22 protein-coding genes are annotated in these 19,489 nt (G+C 71.4%); 6 read left to right on the top strand and 16 right to left on the bottom strand.

Annotated features, from left to right (window positions below; translation table 11 throughout):
* Positions 1 to 58 precede the first annotated feature (58 nt).
* Genes ACIQ5Y_RS07720 through ACIQ5Y_RS07680 form a run of 9 tightly spaced genes read right to left on the bottom strand, consistent with a single transcriptional unit; the run spans position 59 to position 8,397 of the window.
* The gene (locus tag ACIQ5Y_RS07720) at positions 59 to 1,879 is read right to left on the bottom strand and encodes an AGE family epimerase/isomerase (protein WP_403876246.1); all 1,821 of its coding nucleotides are present in this window, start codon (positions 1,877 to 1,879) and stop codon (positions 59 to 61) included.
* 1 nt (position 1,880) lies between these two features.
* The gene (locus ACIQ5Y_RS07715; RefSeq protein WP_403876244.1) at positions 1,881 to 2,327 is read right to left on the bottom strand and encodes a VOC family protein; all 447 of its coding nucleotides are present in this window, start codon (positions 2,325 to 2,327) and stop codon (positions 1,881 to 1,883) included.
* Complete coding sequence (locus ACIQ5Y_RS07710) at positions 2,327 to 2,941, bottom strand: DJ-1/PfpI family protein (RefSeq protein WP_403876241.1); 615 nt, start codon at positions 2,939 to 2,941, stop codon at positions 2,327 to 2,329. The genes ACIQ5Y_RS07715 and ACIQ5Y_RS07710 overlap by 1 nt, the downstream gene beginning before the upstream one ends.
* Positions 2,934 to 4,538, bottom strand: a complete 1,605-nt coding sequence (locus ACIQ5Y_RS07705) for a GMC family oxidoreductase (protein ID WP_403876238.1) — start codon at positions 4,536 to 4,538, stop codon at positions 2,934 to 2,936. The genes ACIQ5Y_RS07710 and ACIQ5Y_RS07705 overlap by 8 nt, the downstream gene beginning before the upstream one ends.
* A gap of 9 nt (positions 4,539 to 4,547) precedes the next feature.
* Positions 4,548 to 4,925 carry a nuclear transport factor 2 family protein gene (locus tag ACIQ5Y_RS07700; protein WP_403876235.1) on the bottom strand — a complete coding sequence of 126 codons (378 nt, stop codon included), beginning with the start codon at positions 4,923 to 4,925 and terminating at the stop codon, positions 4,548 to 4,550.
* Between the two features lie 16 nt (positions 4,926 to 4,941).
* Positions 4,942 to 5,397, bottom strand: coding sequence for a nuclear transport factor 2 family protein (locus tag ACIQ5Y_RS07695; protein WP_403876232.1), 456 nt, complete (start codon positions 5,395 to 5,397; stop codon positions 4,942 to 4,944).
* Positions 5,398 to 5,420: 23 nt separating this feature from the next.
* Positions 5,421 to 5,855, bottom strand: a complete 435-nt coding sequence (locus ACIQ5Y_RS07690; RefSeq protein WP_403876229.1) for a nuclear transport factor 2 family protein — start codon at positions 5,853 to 5,855, stop codon at positions 5,421 to 5,423.
* A gap of 42 nt (positions 5,856 to 5,897) precedes the next feature.
* Positions 5,898 to 7,556, bottom strand: a complete 1,659-nt coding sequence (locus tag ACIQ5Y_RS07685) for a thiamine pyrophosphate-binding protein (protein WP_403876226.1) — start codon at positions 7,554 to 7,556, stop codon at positions 5,898 to 5,900.
* Between the two features lie 16 nt (positions 7,557 to 7,572).
* The gene (locus ACIQ5Y_RS07680; RefSeq protein ID WP_403876552.1) at positions 7,573 to 8,397 is read right to left on the bottom strand and encodes a type 1 glutamine amidotransferase domain-containing protein; all 825 of its coding nucleotides are present in this window, start codon (positions 8,395 to 8,397) and stop codon (positions 7,573 to 7,575) included.
* 281 nt (positions 8,398 to 8,678) lie between these two features.
* Between ACIQ5Y_RS07680 and ACIQ5Y_RS07675 the strand changes: the two genes are divergently transcribed.
* From ACIQ5Y_RS07675 to ACIQ5Y_RS07655, 5 genes are all read left to right on the top strand, one after another.
* A complete protein-coding gene (locus ACIQ5Y_RS07675; protein ID WP_384746850.1) occupies positions 8,679 to 8,951 on the top strand; it encodes a UBP-type zinc finger domain-containing protein in 273 nt (90 codons plus the stop codon).
* A complete protein-coding gene (locus ACIQ5Y_RS07670; protein WP_403876223.1) occupies positions 8,948 to 10,675 on the top strand; it encodes an FAD-dependent oxidoreductase in 1,728 nt (575 codons plus the stop codon). The genes ACIQ5Y_RS07675 and ACIQ5Y_RS07670 overlap by 4 nt, the downstream gene beginning before the upstream one ends.
* Before the next feature lie 55 nt (positions 10,676 to 10,730).
* Positions 10,731 to 11,255, top strand: coding sequence for a hypothetical protein (locus ACIQ5Y_RS07665; protein WP_403876220.1), 525 nt, complete (start codon positions 10,731 to 10,733; stop codon positions 11,253 to 11,255).
* Between the two features lie 72 nt (positions 11,256 to 11,327).
* Positions 11,328 to 11,657 carry a putative quinol monooxygenase gene (locus ACIQ5Y_RS07660; RefSeq protein WP_403876218.1) on the top strand — a complete coding sequence of 110 codons (330 nt, stop codon included), beginning with the start codon at positions 11,328 to 11,330 and terminating at the stop codon, positions 11,655 to 11,657.
* Positions 11,654 to 12,130 carry a group II truncated hemoglobin gene (locus ACIQ5Y_RS07655; protein ID WP_403876215.1) on the top strand — a complete coding sequence of 159 codons (477 nt, stop codon included), beginning with the start codon at positions 11,654 to 11,656 and terminating at the stop codon, positions 12,128 to 12,130. The genes ACIQ5Y_RS07660 and ACIQ5Y_RS07655 overlap by 4 nt, the downstream gene beginning before the upstream one ends.
* 43 nt (positions 12,131 to 12,173) lie before the next feature.
* Here the strand turns inward: ACIQ5Y_RS07655 and ACIQ5Y_RS07650 are convergent, their stop codons facing one another.
* The 7 genes from ACIQ5Y_RS07650 to fmt all read right to left on the bottom strand — a co-directional run bounded on the left by ACIQ5Y_RS07650 (position 12,174) and on the right by fmt (position 17,945).
* Positions 12,174 to 12,635, bottom strand: coding sequence for a barstar family protein (locus ACIQ5Y_RS07650; RefSeq protein ID WP_403876212.1), 462 nt, complete (start codon positions 12,633 to 12,635; stop codon positions 12,174 to 12,176).
* On the bottom strand, positions 12,632 to 13,066 hold the full coding sequence (locus ACIQ5Y_RS07645) for a ribonuclease domain-containing protein (RefSeq protein ID WP_403876209.1): 435 nt from the start codon (positions 13,064 to 13,066) through the stop codon (positions 12,632 to 12,634). Before ACIQ5Y_RS07645 ends, ACIQ5Y_RS07650 begins: the two co-directional genes overlap by 4 nt.
* Positions 13,067 to 13,115: 49 nt before the next feature.
* The gene (locus ACIQ5Y_RS07640) at positions 13,116 to 13,337 is read right to left on the bottom strand and encodes a CarD family transcriptional regulator (protein ID WP_384746843.1); all 222 of its coding nucleotides are present in this window, start codon (positions 13,335 to 13,337) and stop codon (positions 13,116 to 13,118) included.
* 87 nt (positions 13,338 to 13,424) lie between these two features.
* A complete protein-coding gene (locus ACIQ5Y_RS07635) occupies positions 13,425 to 14,471 on the bottom strand; it encodes a sugar-binding transcriptional regulator (protein WP_384586010.1) in 1,047 nt (348 codons plus the stop codon).
* 92 nt (positions 14,472 to 14,563) lie between these two features.
* Positions 14,564 to 15,250, bottom strand: coding sequence for a ribulose-phosphate 3-epimerase (gene rpe, locus ACIQ5Y_RS07630; protein ID WP_376657676.1), 687 nt, complete (start codon positions 15,248 to 15,250; stop codon positions 14,564 to 14,566).
* A 178-nt stretch (positions 15,251 to 15,428) separates the two neighbouring features.
* On the bottom strand, positions 15,429 to 16,901 hold the full coding sequence (locus tag ACIQ5Y_RS07625) for an RsmB/NOP family class I SAM-dependent RNA methyltransferase (protein WP_403876204.1): 1,473 nt from the start codon (positions 16,899 to 16,901) through the stop codon (positions 15,429 to 15,431).
* A gap of 99 nt (positions 16,902 to 17,000) precedes the next feature.
* On the bottom strand, positions 17,001 to 17,945 hold the full coding sequence (fmt, locus tag ACIQ5Y_RS07620) for a methionyl-tRNA formyltransferase (protein WP_403876549.1): 945 nt from the start codon (positions 17,943 to 17,945) through the stop codon (positions 17,001 to 17,003).
* A gap of 338 nt (positions 17,946 to 18,283) precedes the next feature.
* Here fmt and ACIQ5Y_RS07615 point away from each other — a divergent pair, with 338 nt between their 5' ends.
* Positions 18,284 to 18,784: a hypothetical protein gene (locus ACIQ5Y_RS07615; RefSeq protein ID WP_403876201.1), complete on the top strand. Its 501-nt coding sequence runs from the start codon at positions 18,284 to 18,286 to the stop codon at positions 18,782 to 18,784.
* Positions 18,785 to 19,489: the final 705 nt, after the last annotated feature.

Here is a 19,489-nt window from a genome sequence, read left to right as displayed (position 1 = left end):
TTGCTTTCCCCTCTGGTTGGGGCGCCCCCCGTTGAGCGCGCGGTGAGCCCCTGTGGAACTACTTGGCCACGGGCCGGAGCCGGACCTTGACCTTGACCCGCCCCTGGACGTCGGGGAGGTGGACGGTCAGTTCGTCCGCGTCGAACTCCTCGTACGGCTTCTCGTCGATCTCCACGGACGCGATCCGCACGGAGCCCGCGGGGAGCAGGTCGGGCGAGACGCGCAGGATCCGGTCGGGAAGGCCGGTCGGGTCGGGCTGGAAGTGGAAGTCCATCTCCCGGCCGTTGATGAGCAGGTTGTTGTAGACGGCGGCGAGGTAGCACAGCTCCGCCGAGTGGTACATGGACATCGAGTGGCTGCCCTTGAGCCGCTCGGTGCCGAGCAGGTACGGCGTCCCGCCGGCGAGCACGTTGAAGTAGACGGCTCCCTCGTCGTGGTCGAGGAAGAAGGTGTTGTAGAAGGACTGCGCCTGCCGGGCCTCGCGCAGGTTGGCCTCGCCGCCGACCGTGCCGTTCAGGATGAGGTAGGCGAGGATCGCCTGCTCCTGCTGCCACCAGGCCTTGCGGTCGTGCCAGGCGAATCGATACGCCTCCTGGTCGCCGGACTTCAGCCGCTCGACGACGTCGTACCAGCCGCCGCGCTGCACGTCGCTGCCGACCGCCGGCATGATCTCGCCGATCTTCTTGGCGAGTTCCTCGTACGCCGGCTTGGCCTTCAGCGAGTTCATCCGCATCAGGTTCCAGGCGATCTTCAGGTTGTGGCCGACCACGGCCCGATCCTGCTGCCAGCTGTGCGCCTTGTCGTGCGACCAGTCCCGGTTGAAGCGCTCCTGGACGAAGGGGCTGTTCTTGTAGTCCGGGAAGCGGTCCGCGATGGTGTCGAAGGTGTACTCCAGGAAGTCGGCGTACTTCTGGTCGCCGGTCGCCAGGTACAGGTTGATCAGGTAGGCGGGCGCGTGGTCGCCGACCGAGTTCCAGTTCTTGCGCTCGGCGTTCTCGCCGAGGGACTCGTGGTCGGCGCTGAAGAGGATCGGGTCGATGTGCGAGTAGTAGCCGCCCTGCTCCGGGTCGAAGAAGAACTTGTCGAACAGCCGGATGGTGGCGTCCGCGTCGTTCTTGATCCGGACGTCACCGGTGACCCGGTACGTCTGGATGGGGCCGGCCAGCGCGTAGATCTGCTCGTACATCGGGATCGCGTCGTAGTCGTCGGAGAACTCCGAGGTGAACAGCTTGCGCTCGGTGTCCCCGTCGACGCTGATGCCGTGGTACCAGAAGACCACGTCCTCCTCGCCGTCCACGACGCGCATGTGCTTGCGCAGGTACTCGGTGCCGCGCTCGGCGACCTCCAGGTACTCGTCCTTGCCGGTCAGCAGGTAGGCCGAGGCCATGCCGTAGACCAGGCGGGAGATCGTGTCGGTCTCCTGGACGTGGCTGGCGGTCTTGTCCCCGCCGAGCCGGATCTCGGTGCGGTACTCGGTGAAGTCCACCGGCCCGTCGCCGAACTGCGCCCGCTTGTAGAAGTCGGCGAGCGATTCGATCTGCTTGATCCACCAGCTGGGTTCCTCGAAGCGGTAGTCCTCGGCGCCACGGCCCAGGAACACCAGGCGCTTGGCGTCGAAGCGCCCGCCGTGCTCCGGGTAGTGGATGCCGTAGGCGAAGAGGAACCGGCCGGGCGAGAGCATCTCGTCGATGTGCCCGGAGGCGTCGATGTAGGGCTCCTCCAGGTTGCGGACGAGCTCGGCGCTCGGGCCGCCGGCGAGCGAGACGTCGAACTCGCGGCCGTCGGAGGTCTTCAGCCGCAGGAGGCGTGATCCGGAGTCGAAGCGGACGACGTAGCCCGCGATGGTGTCGGAGAAGGAGAAGCTCACGGCGTCCGCCATGTCATGCACCGTCCTTGTCGTGAGAGCCGTCGTGAGAGCGGTCGTCCTCGTATCCCTGGCTGACCTCGACGATCACGCCGTCGGGGTCGCGGAGCCATACGGTGCGCCAGCCGCAGATGAAGTCGTCGAAGTCCAGCGGGCCGAGCGTCACGTCGGCCGCGTCCCCGATCTCGGCGAGGAAGGCGTCGACGCTGTCGGTCTGGAAGGCCAGGTGGCGCATCCTGCCGGGGGCCTGGGGCCCGTCGTCGTGCGCGGTGCGCGCCGGTTCGTTGGCGCCGGCCGCGAAGAGCTCCAGGTACGCGTCCCCCTTGCGCAGGAACACGATCTCGGAGTCGCCCAGGTTCACCACACGGGCCCGGGAGAATCCGAAGTACCGGGTGTAGAACTCCTCGGTGGTCTTCTGGTCCAGGCAGTTCAGGCCCACGTGCGACCAGCGCAGCCCGGCCATCAGGCGGCGCCCCGGCCGCCCCGCCCGGCCGAGATCAGCTCGATGATCCGGCGGGCGAAGAGGTGGTGGTGGGCGCCGGTGCGGCCGGTGACGAGGTCGCCGTCGACGACCACGTCCTCGTCCACGTACTCGCCGCCCATGTTGCGGACGTCACCGATGAGGTTGTTGTGGCAGACCACCTTGCGGCCGCGGATCTTGCCCGGGATCGAGGAGGCCAGCCACATGCCGTGACAGATGATCCCCTTGAGGACCGTGGGCTCCTCGAAGGCCCGGCGCAGCAGCTCCGTGGCGGGCGCGAGGACGTCCACGTCCTCGGTGTAGCGCAGCCGGTCGGCGACCATGCCCGAGGGCACGATGATCGCCGCGTACCGGCGCAGGTCCTCGTCGCTCAGCCCCTCCAGGGACTTGTCGGCGGTGAACGGCGCCCGGTACTCGTGCCCGGAGAAGGTGATGGAGTCGTTGCCCCACAGCCGGGTCAGGAAGTCGACCTCGGCGCCCTCCTCCGCGAAGCGGCGCTGGTAGTAGAAGATCTCCGGCTCGTAGAAGTCGCTCTCGACCAGGACCGCGATCCGGGTCCCGGTCAGCGCGCCCTCGCGCAGGACGGCGTCAGGCACGGGAGGCCCCCTTCAGGAAGTCCGCCGCGCGCTCGGCGATCATCGCGATGGCGGTGTGGCAGTTGCCCGACGGAACGGCGGGCATCACGCTCGCGTCGACGACGCGCAGGTTCCGTACGCCGTGGACCCGCAGCTCGGGGTCGACCACGGAGAGGTCGTCGATGCCCATGCGGCAGGAGCCGGCCTGGTGGTGGTAGCTCTCCGACTTCTGCTTGACGAAGGTGCGCAGCTCGGAGTCGCTCAGGTAGGCCGGGCCGGGCTGGAGTTCCTGCTTGTACCAGGGCGAGAAGGCCGAGGTCGCGAAGAGTTCCCGGGCGATCTTGACGCCCTGCACCATCCGCTCCAGGTCCCACCGGTCGCCCAGGTAGTTCGGGTTGATCAGCGGGTGGGCCAGCGGGTCCGCGCTCGCCAGCCTGATCCAGCCGCGCGAGACCGGGCGTACGACACCCGGCAGGATGGACACGGTGTTCGGGTGGTCCTGGCCGACGATCACGTCGAACGGGACGTGCACGAAGGCGATCTGGAGGTCCGGCGCGGGCAGTCCGGGCCGGGAGGACAGGAACAGAGCGCTCTCCGACAGATTCTGCGTCGGCGGCGGGAGTTCCTGGGTGACCTCGGCCATCAGCCCGGTCAGCACGTGGTTGTGGAAGTTCTCGCCGACCCCGGGCAGGGCCGCGGTGACCTCGATGCCGTGCTCGCGCAGCTGCTCGGGGTGACCGATGCCGGAGAGCAGCAGCAGCTTCGGGGACTCGATCGCCCCGGCGGCCACGATCACCTCCCGGCGGGCCCGGGCGGTGTGCGGCCCGGGCTCGGCGGCGCCGCTGTGGCCGTCCGCCACCGTCCGGCCGGGGAACTCCGCCGGGGCCTGGAGCTGCACGTACTCGACGCCCGTACAGGTGTCCCCGTCGAAGAGCAGCCGGGTGCTCTGCGCGCTGGTGCGCAGGGTCAGGTTGGAGCGGTCGAGCGCGGGCTCCAGGTACGCGGCGAGGGTGCCCTGGCGGCGGCCGTCGGCCACGTCGATGTGGTGCCAGCCGGTGCCGAAGAGGCCGCGGCGGGGACCGTCGGTGTTGAAGTCGGCGATCTCCTGGTGGCCGAGCTCCACGGCCGCGTCGATGAAGGCGCGGGAGACCGGGTTGGGGGCGTGCCGCCCGGCGTTGGTGATGCGCTGCGGGCCCCGGGTGCCGGTGGTGGCGGCGGTGGCGTCCTCCTGGCCCTCCAGGAGGGCGAAGTAGGGGAGCACGTCCTCGTACGCCCAGCCCGCCGCGCCCTGGTAGGCCCAGTTGTCGAAGTCCGAGGCGTGGCCGCGGATGTGCATCATGATGTAGAGGTTGCTGCTGCCCCCCGGGGCCTTGCCGCGCGGCTCGTAGGTGCGGCGGCCGTCGAGGCCGGGCTGCGGGGTGCTGGTGTAGCCCCAGTCGACGGGCCCGCCGAGCAGCTTGTACCAGGACGACGGGTCGTCCACCTCGGGCGGGATCCGGGAGCCGCCCGCCTCCAGGACGAGGACGGAGACGTCCGGGTCCTCGGAGAGCCGGTTCGCCAGCACGCTGCCGGCGGTGCCGGATCCCACGACGATGTAGTCGTATTCTTCGGCGCTCACGGGTCCCCCTCAGTCCTGGCTCAGGACCTGGAAGGGGGCCGTGTCGTGGAAGTTCGCCATGTAGGCGATCTTTCCGTCCACGATCCGGAAGAAGTTCATGACCTCGGCCTCGATGGCCTCGCCCGAGGCGCTGACCGCCGTCAGGTGCGAGACGGCCGCGGCCTTCTCCCCGCCGCCGTCGACGATGAAGTGCACGGGCTCGTTCCGGAAGACCCGGTACATGGTGCCCATGCCCTTCATCATCGAGCGCAGCACCTCCAGGCCCTCGATGTGCCCGGCGAGCTGCTCGTCCATGACCTGGTCGTCGGCGAACAGGTCGCACCAGCGGTCCCAGTCCCCGGCGTTGGCGTACTGGTAGTACTTCGTGAGGATCTCTCGCGGTTCCATGGCTTCGCTCGTCCCCCTATCGGTCCCGTCGGGTGCCGTCCGGCGCGAAGGGCGCCCAGAACCGGCTGAAGGCGGCCGCCGTGTCGCCGAAGAGCCCGTCGCGGCCCTCGACGATCCGGCCGTCCCGCCACTTCATGAAGTGGAAGACCGGGTAGTCCATCCGCTCGTACGGCGACGTGCTCGCGGCGTCCGCGCCGTCCCGCAGGGCGACGTTGCGGCACACGTCGGCGCTGCAGTCCTCGCCGACGAGGACCGCCTCCAGGTCCATCCGGAAGGTGCCGCCCGTGAGCTTGTGGGTCTGGCCCATCAGTTCCAGGAAGGCGTCGAGGCTCTCGTACCACCCGGCCAGCGGGTGGTTGCCCGGCACCAGCCAGCGCAGGTCCTCGGAGTAGTACTCCAGGATGCGCGCCCGGTCGCCGGAGCCGAGGGCGGCGTAGGCCTCCCGGACCCGCTCCCGCGTCACTTCGGTCATCGTCGCTTCTCCTTCGCCGGCGGTCAGAGGGAGCCGGAACCGGGCATCGGGGCCAGGTCGTTGACGGTGTACTGCTTGATCAGCGGTCCGTTCGGACCGGCCACCACCGTCCAGGTCTGGTCGGCGTCGAAGCCGAGCCACTCGCTGCGGGCGGCCGGCGGGTCCCAGACCTTGGCCTGCCAGTTGACGAGGACCCGGACGATCGCCCGGTCGCCCTCGATGACCGGCTCCACCTTGGTGACGGTGTGCACCTCGTCGAAGAACCGGTTGGTCACGGCCTCGTACCAGCGGCCGAAGCCCTGGTGGCCGAGGAAGGTGTCCTCGGGGACCTTGAACTCCAGGTCCTCGGTGATCAGGGCGAGCACCTGGTCCGCCGGCACGTGCCGGTCCAGCGCCACGTACCAGTCCTCGGCGAACCTGCGGATCGCGTCCTCGGTCAACTGCCGCTCGGCGGGCATGCGGTCTCCTCCTGTCCGGTTGGGTGTGTCGCTCGGCACGGCTCAGATCTGGATGTCCACGAGGAACGGTCCGGGGTGGGCCAGCATCCGGTTCACGGCGGCCGCCGCCTCGTCCGGCTTCTCCACCCGCATGCCGCCGGCGCCGAGGGACCGGGCCAGCCCGGCGAAGTCGATCTCGGGGTGGGAGAGGTCGAAGGAGCCGGGGAAACCGTGCTCCGGGATGTCCCGCTCCCGCCAGTACTGGGCGATGTTGTCGTCCAGGAGCCGGTACTTGCGGTTGTTGCAGACCACGAACTTGGCGTCGATGCCGTGCCGGACCGCCGTCCACAGCGCCTGGTACGTGTACATCGACCCGCCGTCGCCGGCGAAGCCCACGACGAGCCGCTCGGGCCGGGCCAGCTTCGCGCCGACCGCCCCCGGGAAGCCGACGCCCAGCGAACCGCCCCGGGTGAGGTGGTAGTCGCCCGGGCGTTCCGCGGGCAGGTACCGGGTGACCAGCGGGGAGGTGGTCAGCGCCTCGTCGAAGACGATCAGGTCCCCGCCGGTGCGCTCGGCGAGGGTCTTCAGGAAGACGGTGATCGGCGTGCCGTCGTCCGCCTCCGCCTGGGCGCGCACGGCACGGACCCGTTCCCGGGTGCGTACGTCGAGCCGGGCGGCCGCGGCGGCCCGCTGCTGCGGGGTGAGCCGTCGCTCCAGTACGCCGGCCAGGGCGCGCAGGGCCTGCCGGGGGTCGGCGGCCAGGCCCAGGTCCACCGGGTGGTTCTTGGCGATCTCGTAGGCGTTGAGGTCGATGTGGACGATCTTCGCGCCCTCCCGGAAGGGGCTCTCCAGTTCGGGGAACACCTCCGGGAAGACATAGGTGCCGACGATGAGGACCCCGTCGGCGTCCCCGATCAGCTCCTTGCTGTGCGGGCCGAACATGTGGCCCGTCTGGCCGCGCCGCAGCGGGTGCGAGGCCGCGATGTTGACCTCGGAGGAGTCGACCTCGTACACGTCCGCGCCCAGCAGTTCGGCGACGGCCGCGAGTTCGCGCTGGGCCCCGGAGAGCGCGACCCCGTCGCCGACGAGGAGGACCGGCCGCTCGGCGGGGGCGAGCAGCTCGGCCGCCCGCCCCACCGAGGCCGGCGAGGGGGCCACGTCCGTGAGCGGCACCGTGGCGGGCAGCACGGGCTCGGAGTTGAGCTCGTCCAGCACGTCCATCGGCAGCGCCACGAACACGGGCCCGCGGGGCGGGGTGAGCGCGATCTTCACGGCCCGCCGGATGGTGCGCAGTACGGACCGGGGGTCGGTGACCCGGGTCGCGTACTTGGTCACCGGCTTCGCCATGGCCACCAGGTCGGAGGCCATCTGCGCGTCCATGGCGTCGTAGCGGACCCCGGCGTCACCGGCGACCACGACGAGCGGGGTGTGGCCGCGCAGCGACTGGTAGAGCATGCCGATGCCGTTGCCCAGCCCGACCCCGGAGTGCAGCTGGAGCAGGGCCGCGCCGCCGGTGGCCCGGGCGTATCCGTCGGCGATGCCGGCGGCCACGGTCTCCTGGAGGGCGAGGACGTAGGTGAAGTCCTCCGCCGCGTCGACCGCGTCGAGGAATCCCTGTTCCACCGTTCCCGGATTTCCGAACATCACATTCAGGCCGTCGGCCTTGAACTGCTCGATCAGCCTTTCCCGTCCCGGACGTGCCGGATTGGCTTCGGCATTCATCGGACTCCCCCTGAAATCACCAGCCGTACCGGATGAGACCGTCCTCCAGGACTTCCACGATCTTCTGCCCCGTGAGATACGAGTCGGGGGTCGAACGGCCGGTGACGAACGGGAAGTCGACGATCACGGAAACCGGCTTTCCGAAATTGCCGTGGTACGCGCCGCGCGGGCCGGTGGCATCGCGCAGGATGTACTCCAGCGGGTACGGCGGCGGGCCCATGTTGAAGTCGGTGCCGAGGAACCCGGTGCCGTCCTTGTAGTCGTACTCCTTGCAGTGACCGGTCACGTGCTTGCCCCGGATGATGCTCCTGCGGTCGCTCCAGTCCCGGGCGAAGGCCAGGCAGGCGACTCCGTAGCACTCGGCGGCGACGACCTTGCCGGCCTTCTCGAAGGCCAGGATCAGGGCGTGCACGCGCTCGTTGTTGGCGAGGTCGGCGATGGGACCGCTGCCGCCGACGATGAGGATGGCGTCGTATCCGGCGATGTCGGCGTCGAGCTTGTCCAGATCGCGGTGGTACTGCTCCAGCTTCCGCAGGTAGCCCTCGTCGCTCGTGTACGGGCGCTCGGGGACCCACGCCTCGATGTCGAGCGGGGAGTCCAGCCGGCTGGACTGCTCGAACTCGCGGCCCAGCCGGGCGTTCTCCTCGGTGGTGACCGAGCGGCCCAGCGGGGGGTCGATGTAGTTCGCGTCGAGGCTCGGCGGAAGAGCGTGCGCACGCTTTCCGGTCGGCGTGGCGAATACGACCTCGTAGCCCCGCTCGTCGAACTTCGATACGGGGCCTATCAGTTCCTCGGCCCAGTAACCGTGTTCGGAGACAATGACCAGAATCTTTCTGCTCACGAATTCCTCCAGGCGCCGCCTGTTGTCGTTGGCGTCCACCACACTGGCCGCGCCCGGGGCATGCGTCAAAGCGTCGGCGTGCGACTTGGTGAGGTAGCGGCCATGGTCATCGCGGCACTTCAGGAAGTCGCTCCCGGAGGTCATGAAGTCGCTCCAGGACTACCTGACTTCGGCCGAATCGCTGAACCATTCCGAGGGCCGCGCCCTATGGTCTGGACGCGCCGTCAATCACGGAATGCACGGGACACCGGCGCGAGGACGCGACGAGAGGGACGGGGACGATGGCGATGGACCTGTTGTGCACACACCTCGACCGGATACGTCCGGTGAAACCGGGCACCGAGGGCTGCGAGGAGTGCCTCGCCTCCGGTGACGGCTGGGTGCACCTGCGGATGTGCCTGAGCTGCGGGCACGTGGGCTGCTGCGACTCCTCGAAGAACCGTCACGCCACCCGCCACTACCGGGTCACCGAGCACCCCATCGCCGCCTCGCACGAGCCGGGCGAGGACTGGGCCTGGTGCTACGCCGACAAGCTGATGCTGGACCCGGCGTGAGCGCGGCCCCGGAGAGCGCCGCGGCCGTCCCCTCCGACGCCGCCGCCCCTGCCGAGCGCGCCGAGAACAGGAAGCCGGTCATCCTGGCCGTGGACGACGATCCGCAGGTGCTGCGCGCCGTCCGCCGCGACCTGCGCAGCGCCTACGGAGACCGCTACCGGGTGCTCGGCGCATCCTCGGCGGCCGACGCCCTGAAGATCCTGGACTCGCTGGACGAGCGGGGCCACGACCCGGCCCTCTTCCTCGTCGACCAGCGGATGCCCGACGTCACCGGGGTGGAGTTCCTCCTGGAGGCGGTCAGCCGGTTCCCGGACGCCCGCCGGGTGCTGCTGACGGCGTACGCGGAGACCGACGCGGCGATCACCGCCATCAACCGGGTCCGGCTGGACTACTACCTGCTCAAGCCGTGGGACCCGCCGCACGAGCGGCTGTTCCCGGTCCTGGACGACCTGCTGTCGGACTGGCTGGCCACCTACCGCCCGGCGTACGACGGGATCATCGTCGCCGGCCACCTGGTCTCCCCCGGCACCCACGCCGTCCGGGACTTCTTCACCCGCAACGGGCAGCCGTTCCGCTTCCTCAACGTCGAGCGGGACCCCGAGGCGCTGACCCTGATCGCCGCCCAGCCGGGCGGGGCGCTGCCCCTGGTCCGCTTCCCGGACGGGTCGGTGCTCTCCGCGCCCGGCGACACCGAGCTCGCCCAGCGGCTGGGGCTGGCCACCACCGCCTCCCGCCCGCACTACGAGTGCGTCATCGTCGGTGCGGGGCCCGCCGGGCTGGCGGCCGGGGTCTACTCCGCCTCGGAGGGCCTGTCGACCCTGATGCTGGACTCCCGCGCCCCGGGCGGCCAGGCCGGCACCTCCAGCCTGATCGAGAACTACCTCGGTTTCCCGTCGGGCCTCTCCGGCGGGGACCTGACCCGCCGCGCCACCATCCAGGCCTCCCGCTTCGGCGCGGAGATCCTGCACCCGGTGGAGGTGGTCTCGCTGACCCGCGACGACCCGGCGAAGATCCTCACCCTGGCGGACGGTACGGAGATCAGCGCGGAGACGGTCCTCCTCGCGACCGGCGTCTCGTACAACCGCCTGGAGGCCCCGGGCGCGGACCGCTTCGAGGGGGCCGGCCTGTACTACGGCGCGGCCACCACCGAGAGTTCGGCGTGCATCTCCCAGCACGTGTTCATCGTGGGCGGGGCCAACTCGGCGGGCCAGGCGGCGGTGCACTTCGCCAAGTACGCGGCGCGGGTGACGATCCTGGTGCGCGCGGCCTCGCTGGACGCGAGCATGTCCCGCTACCTGATCGACGAGATCGACCGCACGCCGAACATCGAGGTCAGGGTCCGCACCACGGTGGTCCGGCTGGACGGAGGGGAACACCTGGAGCGCATCACCCTCCACGACGCGGACGCGGGCACGGACACCGAGATCCCGGCGCGCTTCATGTTCACCTTCATCGGCGCCCGCCCGCACACCGAGTGGCTCTCGGGGGTCGTCGAACGGGACGAGTACGGCTTCGTCCTCACCGGCTCCGACCTGATCGCGAACGGCGGCGAGCTCCCGGCCGAATGGAGCCTGGAACGCGCCCCCTACCCGCTGGAGACAAGCGTCCCCGGTGTCTTCGCGGCCGGCGACGTACGGGCCCACTCGGTGAAGCGGGTCGCCTCGGGCGTGGGCGAGGGCGCGATGGCGGTCTCCCTCATCCACCGCTACCGCTCGATGGGCTGAGAGCGAACGGTCACCCCCTTGCGATCAAGGAGCCGCCCGACGCAACGTTGATTACATGATTACAGCCGAACAGAGCGAAAAGCTCCGCGCGTGGTTCGCCGAGCGCCTGCCGGTGGACGTGTACGAGTCCCTCGTGTCGGTCACGGTCGACCGCGAGGAAATCACGGTCGTCGGCACCGTCCCGGCGAACGAATCGGTCAGGGAGTTCCGCGAGCGCACCCGCGAGCAGCGCATCGAGGTTGCGCGCGAGGCCGAGGAGCTCTACCGCCGCAAGGTGGCCTGGGGTGTGCGGTCCGGTGAGGAGACGGCCCTCTTCACGCACCTGGCCGTGCCCGTCATGACCCGGCTGCGCCAGTCCGAGCGCCAGGTCCTCGACACCCTGGTCGCGGGCGGCGTGGCCCGCAGCCGGGCCGACGCGCTGGCCTGGTGCGTCCGCCTGGTCGGGCGCAACACCGACGAGTGGCTCTCCGAGCTGCGCGAGTCGCTGGACAAGGTGCAGCAGGTCCGAGCCCAGGGCCCGGACGTCACCGGTGCGGGCGACCCCGGCGACACCGACTCCAGGAAGTCCGACCGGGAATGACGAAATCACCCCACAACCGCCCATGATCGCGTAAGGCTGGCCCGGACCGACAACGAGGGAGAGGCACGCACCATGACCACGACCGTCGAATACATCCGCTACCGGATCGCCTTGGACGATCAGCAGGCCTTCGAAACCTCGTACGCGAGGGCGGCCGAGGCCCTGGCCGCCGCACCCGAGTGCGTCGACTACGAACTCGCCCGGTGCGAGGAGGAGAAGGAGCGCTACATCCTGCGCATCCGCTGGACCTCGGTCGACGCCCACCTGAACGGCTTCCGCAAGGGCGAGCACTTCCCGGCGTTCTTCAGCGCGATCCGGCCGTACGTGACGGCGATCGAGGAAATGCAGCACTACACGGTGACCGATGTCGCGGGTACCGGAAAGGCCGCCGGACAGTCATGAGCACCACACCGTCGACACCCACCATCTACGAGTGGATGGGCGGAGCGGAGGCGATGAAGCGCCTCACGGACGCCTTCTACGCGCACGCCCTGCACGACGAGATCCTGGCCCCGGTCTTCGCGGGCATGGACTCCGAGCACCCCCAGCACGTCGCCGTCTGGCTGTCGGAGGTCTTCGGCGGCCCGGCGGAGTACACCGCCCACCACGGCGGCCACCAGCACATGGCCACCAAGCACCTGGGCCGCGCCATCACCGAGAAGCAGCGCCGCCGCTGGGTGGACCTGCTGATGGACACGGCCGACGAGGTCGGCCTCCCCACGGACCCGGAGTTCCGCGGGGTGTTCGCCTACTACATCGAGTGGGGCACCCGGATGGCCCTGATCTACTCGGGCCCGAACCCGCCCCCGGTGGACGCGGCCAAGATCCCGGTCTGGTCCTGGGGCCAGACCCCGCCGTGGATCCCCAAGGGCTGAAAGGTCCGGTCTTCTCCGCCCCGGGCCCTGCCGGCCGACCGCCTCAGCGCATGAACTTGTAGCGCCGAGGGGGCAGCCGCGGGGTCTGGGGCGGCACGCCTTCGGCGAGGAGCACGGTGAGCGGCACGGCCGCGGCCCCGTCCTCGGGCTCGGCGTGCTGCCAGAACTCCACCGCCCCCTCCAGGATCTCCACGAACTTCGCCCAGTCACCGGGGTCCGCCTCGGCGCAGCCGCGCCAGGACGTCACCGTCACCAGCCGCCCCGGTGCCTGCGGCAGCCACGAGAGGTCGCGCAGCACGTCGGCCAGCGCGTCCCAGTTCCCGCCGAACCACTCCGGCAGCTCCAGGGCCGCCTCGCAGCGACTCATCAGCGCGGCCTTGCCGCGCACCCCGTCGAGGTCCAGCTCCATGACCGTCCAGCCGGCCTTCGCCGCGGCGTCGAGCGCCGGGGTCAGCGGCAGCGGCTCCAGGGAGGTGGACGGGGACAGGGGTGAGATCGGGCTCATCGGAGAACCGCCTTGAATGTGTCGTAGTGATCGTCTGTGTAGTAGAACTCGCCGCCCTGACCCGTCACGATCCGCCGGGCGCCCCTGTCCGGCTCCCCCGGCGTCTTGACCGTGAACTCGTGGTAGTAACCGCGCTTCTGCTTCGGCAATGCCTTCTCGAAGTTACCGAAGACCGTGCCGTCCTGGCGGTAGGGGTACGGCCCGCCCTTGTCGATGAGCACGAGCACGTCCCGGGCCTGCCGCGGCAGCGCGTCGGCCCGTACGGTCGCCATCCCCTTCGCCCACGACGGCGCGGGTGCGGCACTGCCGGTGACGGCGGCGGGCGCGGCGTTCGGACCGCCGCAGCCCACCGTGCCGCCGACCAGCGCGGCGCCGAGGAACAAGGCCCCCAGCAGCCGCAGGAACGATCGGGGCGCGTTCCGAAGGATCATGCGCCGATCGTGCCAAATATCCGATTCGCTCGCGAATCGTCCGATGGCCTCAGAGGGCGGACATCTTGGTGTAAGGGCTCAGAACACGCTTCTGGACCGATCCGAAGTCGACGAGAACAGCGATCCCCTCCTCGATTCCGACGACACGGCCGAGGCCGTGCTCGTCGTGGGAAACCCGGTCGCCGACCGAGAACTGCCGGATGGGCTGCTCCTCGGGCGCCTTGAACGGGCTGGACGGCAAATGACGGCGAGGTACTGCTGATTTGGTCATCGGAACCAGTATGCGCCCAGTGAGCCACGCCACGGCCCGCCGTTCGCATCTCGATTACGGCACCATCCGCCCCAGCACCCGCACCGGTCAGTCGTCCGGGTCGGCCCGCTCCAGCGCCGGCCGGAGCCCCGGCGCCGACTCGGTCAGCAGGTAGTCGGCGACGGCCGTGTCCGTGACCAGGCTGGTCACCAGGCCCGAACGCAGCACCGCCCCGATCGCCGAGGCCTTGCGCAGCCCGCCCGCGATCGCCACGACCTCGGGGATCCGCCGCAGCCGGTCGGCCTCCACGGTGATGCACCGCTCGCCGAGGTCCCGGCCGACCCGCCGCCCCTCGGAGTCGAACAGGTGCGCCGACATCTCGGCCGCGACGCCGAGCGAGGCGTAGTGCGCCCGCTCCTCGTCAGTGAGCATGTCGTGGACGGTGGAGATGCCGGGCTCCCAGGAGCCGATGGAGACGGCCGCGACCGTCACCTTGTCGAAGTATTCGAAGGCGCGCGCGATCCCGGTCTGGCTCCGCAGCGCCGCCGCGGTCGCCGGATCGGGCAGCAGCATCGGCGCGTAGATGGGGTGCGCGTCCCCGCCGGAGACCTGCGCGGCCCGTCGTACGGCCTCCACCGAACCGCGCTCCGCGGTCCCGGCGTCGTACACGCCGGTCAGCTGGACCACGGTGCACGGGGGCAGCCGGTGCAGGGAGGCGGCCATGTGGATGGTCGAGCGCCCCCAGGCCAGGCCGAGCACGTCGCCCTCGTTGACGAGCTCGCCGAGCAGGTCAGCGGCGACGGCGCCCAGGTTCTCCGGGTCGGGGGCGTCCTCGGTCGCGTCGGCCGGGGACTCCACGACCACCGCGTGCCGCAGTCCGTACCGGGCGCGGAGCGCGTCGGAGCGCTCCGCGTCCAGTTCGGCGGGAACGCGGATCTCGATGCGTACGAGATCGCGTTCGAGGGCGGTCTCCAGGACCCGGGCCACCTTGAAGCGGCTCACGCCGAACTCCTCGGCGATCTGGATCTTGGACTTGCCCTCCAGGTAGAAGCGTCGCGCCATGGCCGCAGCCTGCACCAGCTCCGCGGGTCCCATCCGCAGGGCTGACCGTCCCGCCGAAGTTGCAGACACCGCGTTCTCCTCACTGCTGTTCACACTCTCGACTCGTCGTTCATCCTGTCAGATCCGACGGCCGTTGATCAGCCTGGACAGCTCCCGTTCACCGAGCCGTCCACCAAGCCTTCTCCTCAGTGGTCGCAAGCCCACGGCGCCGCCGCGATGGCCGCACCCGCCTGCTCACGCAGCGTGCGCACGGCGGCTGCCGGGTCGACCGCTCCGTACACCGCGCTGCCCGCCACGAAGACGTCGGCGCCGGCCTCGGCGCAGCGCTCGATGGTCGAGGCCGAGACCCCGCCGTCGACCTGGAGCCAGATCTCCAGGCCGTGCTTGGAGATCAGCTCACGGGTGCGGCGGATCTTGGGCAGCATGATGTCCAGAAAGGGCTGGCCGCCGAAGCCCGGCTCGACCGTCATGATCAGCAGCATGTCGAGCTCGGGGAGGATGTCCTCGTACTGCTCGATCGGCGTCGCGGGCTTGAGCGCCATGGAGGCGCGCGCGCCCTTGGCCCGGATCTCCCGCGCGAGCCGTACGGGCGCGGCCGCGGCCTCGGCGTGGAAGGTCACCGAGCCGGCGCCGGCCTCCACGTACTGCGGGGCCCAGCGGTCCGGGTTCTCGATCATCAGGTGGAGGTCGAGCGGGGTGTCCGTGGCCCGGCTCAGGGATTCGACGACCGGTACGCCGAGGGTGAGGTTGGGGACGAAGTGGTTGTCCATGACGTCGACATGCAGCCAGTCGGCTCCCTCGACGGCCTTCGCCTCCTCGGCGAGCCGGGCGAAGTCGGCGGACAGGATGCTGGGAAAAATCTGGGCGGCCATGCCCCAAGCCTGCCATGCCACCGCGCGGTTCCGGCCACGACCCCGAAACCCGGCCCTCTCTCGCGGATCCTGCCCGACCGGCGCGGCCGGACAAGATCGACGAGAGACGGCCCGGGCGCCCCTGCCGGCCCCCGCCGGCCAGGGGCGGGGGGACATCGCGTCAGGTGCGGACGGGCCCTCAGGCGGTGCGGCGCAGCAGCGCCAGGTACATCGCGTCCGTGCCGTGCAGGTGCGGCCACAGCTGGACGTCCGGGCCGTCGCCCAGGCCCGGGACGCCCTCCATGAACGGGCGCGCGTCGATGAGTTCGGCGGCGACCGGCGAGGCGCCCGCGCCCCGGCCCTGCAGTACGTCGTCCACCACGATCCGGGTCTCCGCCAGGTGCGGGGAGCACGTCGCGTAGCCGACCACTCCGCCGACGCGCACCGCGGACAGCGCCTCGCGCAGCAGCGCCCGCTGGAGCGGCGCGAAGCCCTCCAGGTCCTGCGGCCGCCGGCGCCAGCGGGCCTCCGGGCGGCGGCGCAGCGCGCCCAGGCCGCTGCACGGCACGTCCATCAGCACCCGGTCGAAGGAGCCCGGCAGCCACGCGGGCCGGGTGCCGTCGGCGGCGATCACCTGGTAGGGCCCCGGATTGCCCGCGAGGGCCTTCTCGACCAGCCGCGCCCGGTGCGGCTGCTTCTCGGAGGCCAGCAGGAAGGCCCCGCGCCGCGCGGCCAGCGCCGCGAGCAGCGCCGCCTTGCCGCCGGGACCCGCGCAGCCGTCGAGCCAGCGCTCGTCACGGCCCTCGACCGGTACCGCCGCCAGGGCCATCGCCACGAGCTGGCTGCCCTCGTCCTGGACACCGGCGCGCCCGTCGCGCACGGCGTCCAGCGCGCCCGGCTCACCGCCCTCGGCCATCCGCACCGCGTACGGGGACCAGCGCCCCGGCAGCGCGGAGTCCTCGCCGAGCGCCTCCAGCAGCTCCTCCGGCGTGGACCGGCCGGGGCGTGCGACCAGCGTCACCTCGGGCCGCTCGTTGTCGGCTTCGAGGAGGTCCTCGATCCCGGCGCGGCCGCCGCCCAGGGAGTCCCACAGCGCGCTGACGACCCAGCGCGGGTGCGAGTGGTAGATCGCGAGGTGTTCCTCGGCGTCCTCGTCGTACGGCGGGGCGACGATCTCCAGCCACCCCTCCAGGTCGTGCGCGGCGATCTTCCGCAGCACCGCGTTGACGAACTTCGCCCGGCCGTCGCCCAGCACCACCCGCGCCAGCTCGACACTGGCCGACACGGCCGCGTGCGTGGGGATGCGGGTGCCCAGCAGCTGGTGCGCGCCGAGGGAGAGCACGTCCAGGACCGGCGGGTCGACCTCCCGCAGCGGGCGGTCGATGCAGGCCTTGATCACGGCGTCGTAGGTGCCCTGCCGGCGCAGCGTCCCGTACACGAGCTCGGTGGCCAGCGCCGCGTCCCGCGCCTGGAAGTTCTCGTCCTGGCGGGCCTTGCGGAGCAGCGGCGGCAGCACGAGGTTCGCGTACGCGTCGCGTTCGTCCACCGCCCGCAGCACCTCGAAGGCCAGCATCCGCACCGGGTCCTTCTGGGGCCGCCGGTAGGGCTTGGCCTGCTTGTTCTGCTTGCCACCCGCGCCTGCGGCGGGACGACGACGGGGCTGTTCGCTCACGTGAAAGGTGCTCCGGATTTACGAGTTGCTGGAGTGGTTCGACCGAAACCCTGCCGATTCCGACCGGGTTCAGCCACGTTCAGCCGCGTTCGGCTGGATTCAGCCTACGTCGGGCCCGCCGACGCGCTCGCCGGGCGCGATCCGCACCCCGCGCGCCCAGTCGGCGCCGCGCATCGGCTTCTTGCCCTGGGGCTGCACCCACAGCAGCTCCACGGCGTGCGAGCCGGTACCGACGTGGACGTTGTTCTTGGCCGGGGCCAGGGCGCCGGGCTCCAGGTCGGTGCGGTCGGGCACCAGGCCCAGCGAGATCACCTTGAGGCGCTCCCCGCGGAACACGGTCCACGCGCCCGGCGCCGGGGTGCAGCCGCGCACCACGCGGTCGGCGCGCATCGCGGGGGCCGTCCAGTCGATCCTGGCGTCCTCCACGGTGATCTTCGGGGCGAGGGAGATCCCGTCGGCGGGCTGGTCGACGGCGCGCAGGGTGCCGTCCTCGATGCCGTCCATGGTGGCGGCCAGCAGCCCGGAGCCGGCGAAGGCCAGGCGGGTCAGCAGATCGCCGCTGGTGTCGGTCGGTCGGATCTCCTCGGTGAGGATCCCGTAGACCGGGCCGGAGTCCAGCCCCTCCTCGATGAGGAAGGTGGAAGCGCCGGTGACCTGGTCCCCCGCCATGATCGAGTGCTGCACGGGCGCGGCTCCGCGCCAGGCCGGCAGCAGGGAGAAGTGCAGGTTGACCCACCCGTGCTTGGGGATGTCCAGGGCGCTCTTGGGGATCAGCGCCCCGTAGGCGACGACCGGGCAGCAGTCCGGGTCGATCTCGCGCAGCCGGGCCTGGAAGTCGGGGTCGCGCGGCCGGGCGGGCTTGAGGACCTCGATCCCGGCCTCTTCGGCGCGCTCGGCGACGGGGCTGGCGACGAGCCGGCGGCCGCGGCCGGCCGGGGCGTCGGGGCGGGTGATGACGGCGGCGACCTCGTGACGCCCGGAGGCGATCAAAGCGTCGAGGGCCGGCACGGCGACCTCAGGAGTGCCTGCGAAGACCAGCTTCACTGGGGTCATACCTCATTTCTGGAGCTTGTCCGTAGGCGGCCACGAGGGCTGCCAGCAGCGCACCAGTCTGTGACTCCACCCCCCGCTCGCGCGGCGAGCTTCCAGCCGGAAGGCTGCGGTCCAGCCCGAACCGACCCCTTACAGGGCGTGTCGAAACTACCACGCGACGGGGGGCGTACGTACATGCGCGCGCCTCTCGCATATGCCGACACGCCCCCACAGCGTGACCTGGTCGACGGGTGGCGCGTTGGTCAAAGGAGATTGACCAGTACGGGCCGCTCCGCGAACGGCGTCTGCGGCCCGATCCGCCCTTCAGCACCGGTTCGAGAGGCTTCTTCATGGCCGACCACGCCACCCACGACGCCCAAGCCCGGGCCAGCCTGCACCTGCTGGTGCGGGACATCGAGCGGGTTCGCCGCCAGGTGGATGCTCTGCGTACGCTCACCGCCCAGCTCGGCAATGTGTACCGCCCGCGCCGCTCCGGCCCCTCCACGGGATTCGTCGTCTACGGCCGGGCGCCCGCACCCACCGTCCGCCTCGCGCAGGAGCTGCGGGACAGCGTCGAGACGCTGGTCACCGCCGCGGTGGACTTCGACCGCTCGCTCGGCTTCTCGTGGGACGCGGTCGGCTCGGCGCTCGGCGTCACCAAGCAGGCCGTGCACCGCCGCTACGGCGCGAGGCGCGCGCAGAGCGCGGACGCCGCCGCCGCGGAGCCGCTGGCCGAGGGGACGACCACCCGGACGCTGGGGCCGCTCCCGACGATCCCGGCCGCCCGTTCGGTCCCCCCGCAGCCCCTGCGCGAGGGCTCCCCGGCCTTCCCGGGCCCCCGCAACGGCTGACCACCTCCCGGGCCCCCACACCGCCGGGCCCCGCCACGGCTGACCGCCGGGCCCCGTACCGCCGGGCCCCGCTACGGCTGACCGCCGGGACGCCGACCCCCGACGGCCGCGGCCGACCCCTCCGACCCCGGCGCAGCACCCCCACGGGCCGCCCCGCCGGGGTCGCCCCTTGCCACCACCCTCCCCACCCCACCGGGGTCGCCCCGTGCGGCCGCCCTCCCCACCCCACCGGGGTCACCCCCTGCGTGCACTCCTCCCCGCCCCCGCCTGGGTCGCCCCTGCATGCGCTGCTCCCCACCCCGCCGGGGTCGTCCCCCGCGGGAGCCTCTCCGCACCGGCGAAGCCGTTCCCTGCCGGCGCCCCTCCCCGCCCCGGCAGGGCCGTTCCCTGCGGGAGCCTCTCCCCTACCCGCCCTTCCACCGTTCCCCGGGGCTCCGCCCCGGACCCCGCGCCTCAAACGCCGGCGGGGCTGGGATTTGCCGCACGGCGTTTGAGCGCACAGGCGCGCAGCACCCACATCGGGGCCCGGGGCACCCAGCCCCGCCGGCGCTTGAGGCGCGGAGCCGGGGCAGAGCCCCATGCCTTTCAGCCCGGCCGGCGCTTGAAACACGGTGCCCGGGGCGGAGGCCCGTGCCTTCAGCCCCGCCGGCGCTTGAGGCGCGGGGCCGGGCGGAGCCCGGGGAACGGGGGAAGGGCGGGTAGGGG

The organism is Streptomyces sp. NPDC096339 (assembly GCF_044762985.1).
GTDB lineage: Bacteria > Actinomycetota > Actinomycetes > Streptomycetales > Streptomycetaceae > Streptomyces.
The sequence above is the reverse complement of the archived record's forward strand: the minus strand, read 5'-3'. Positions and strand labels throughout refer to the sequence as shown.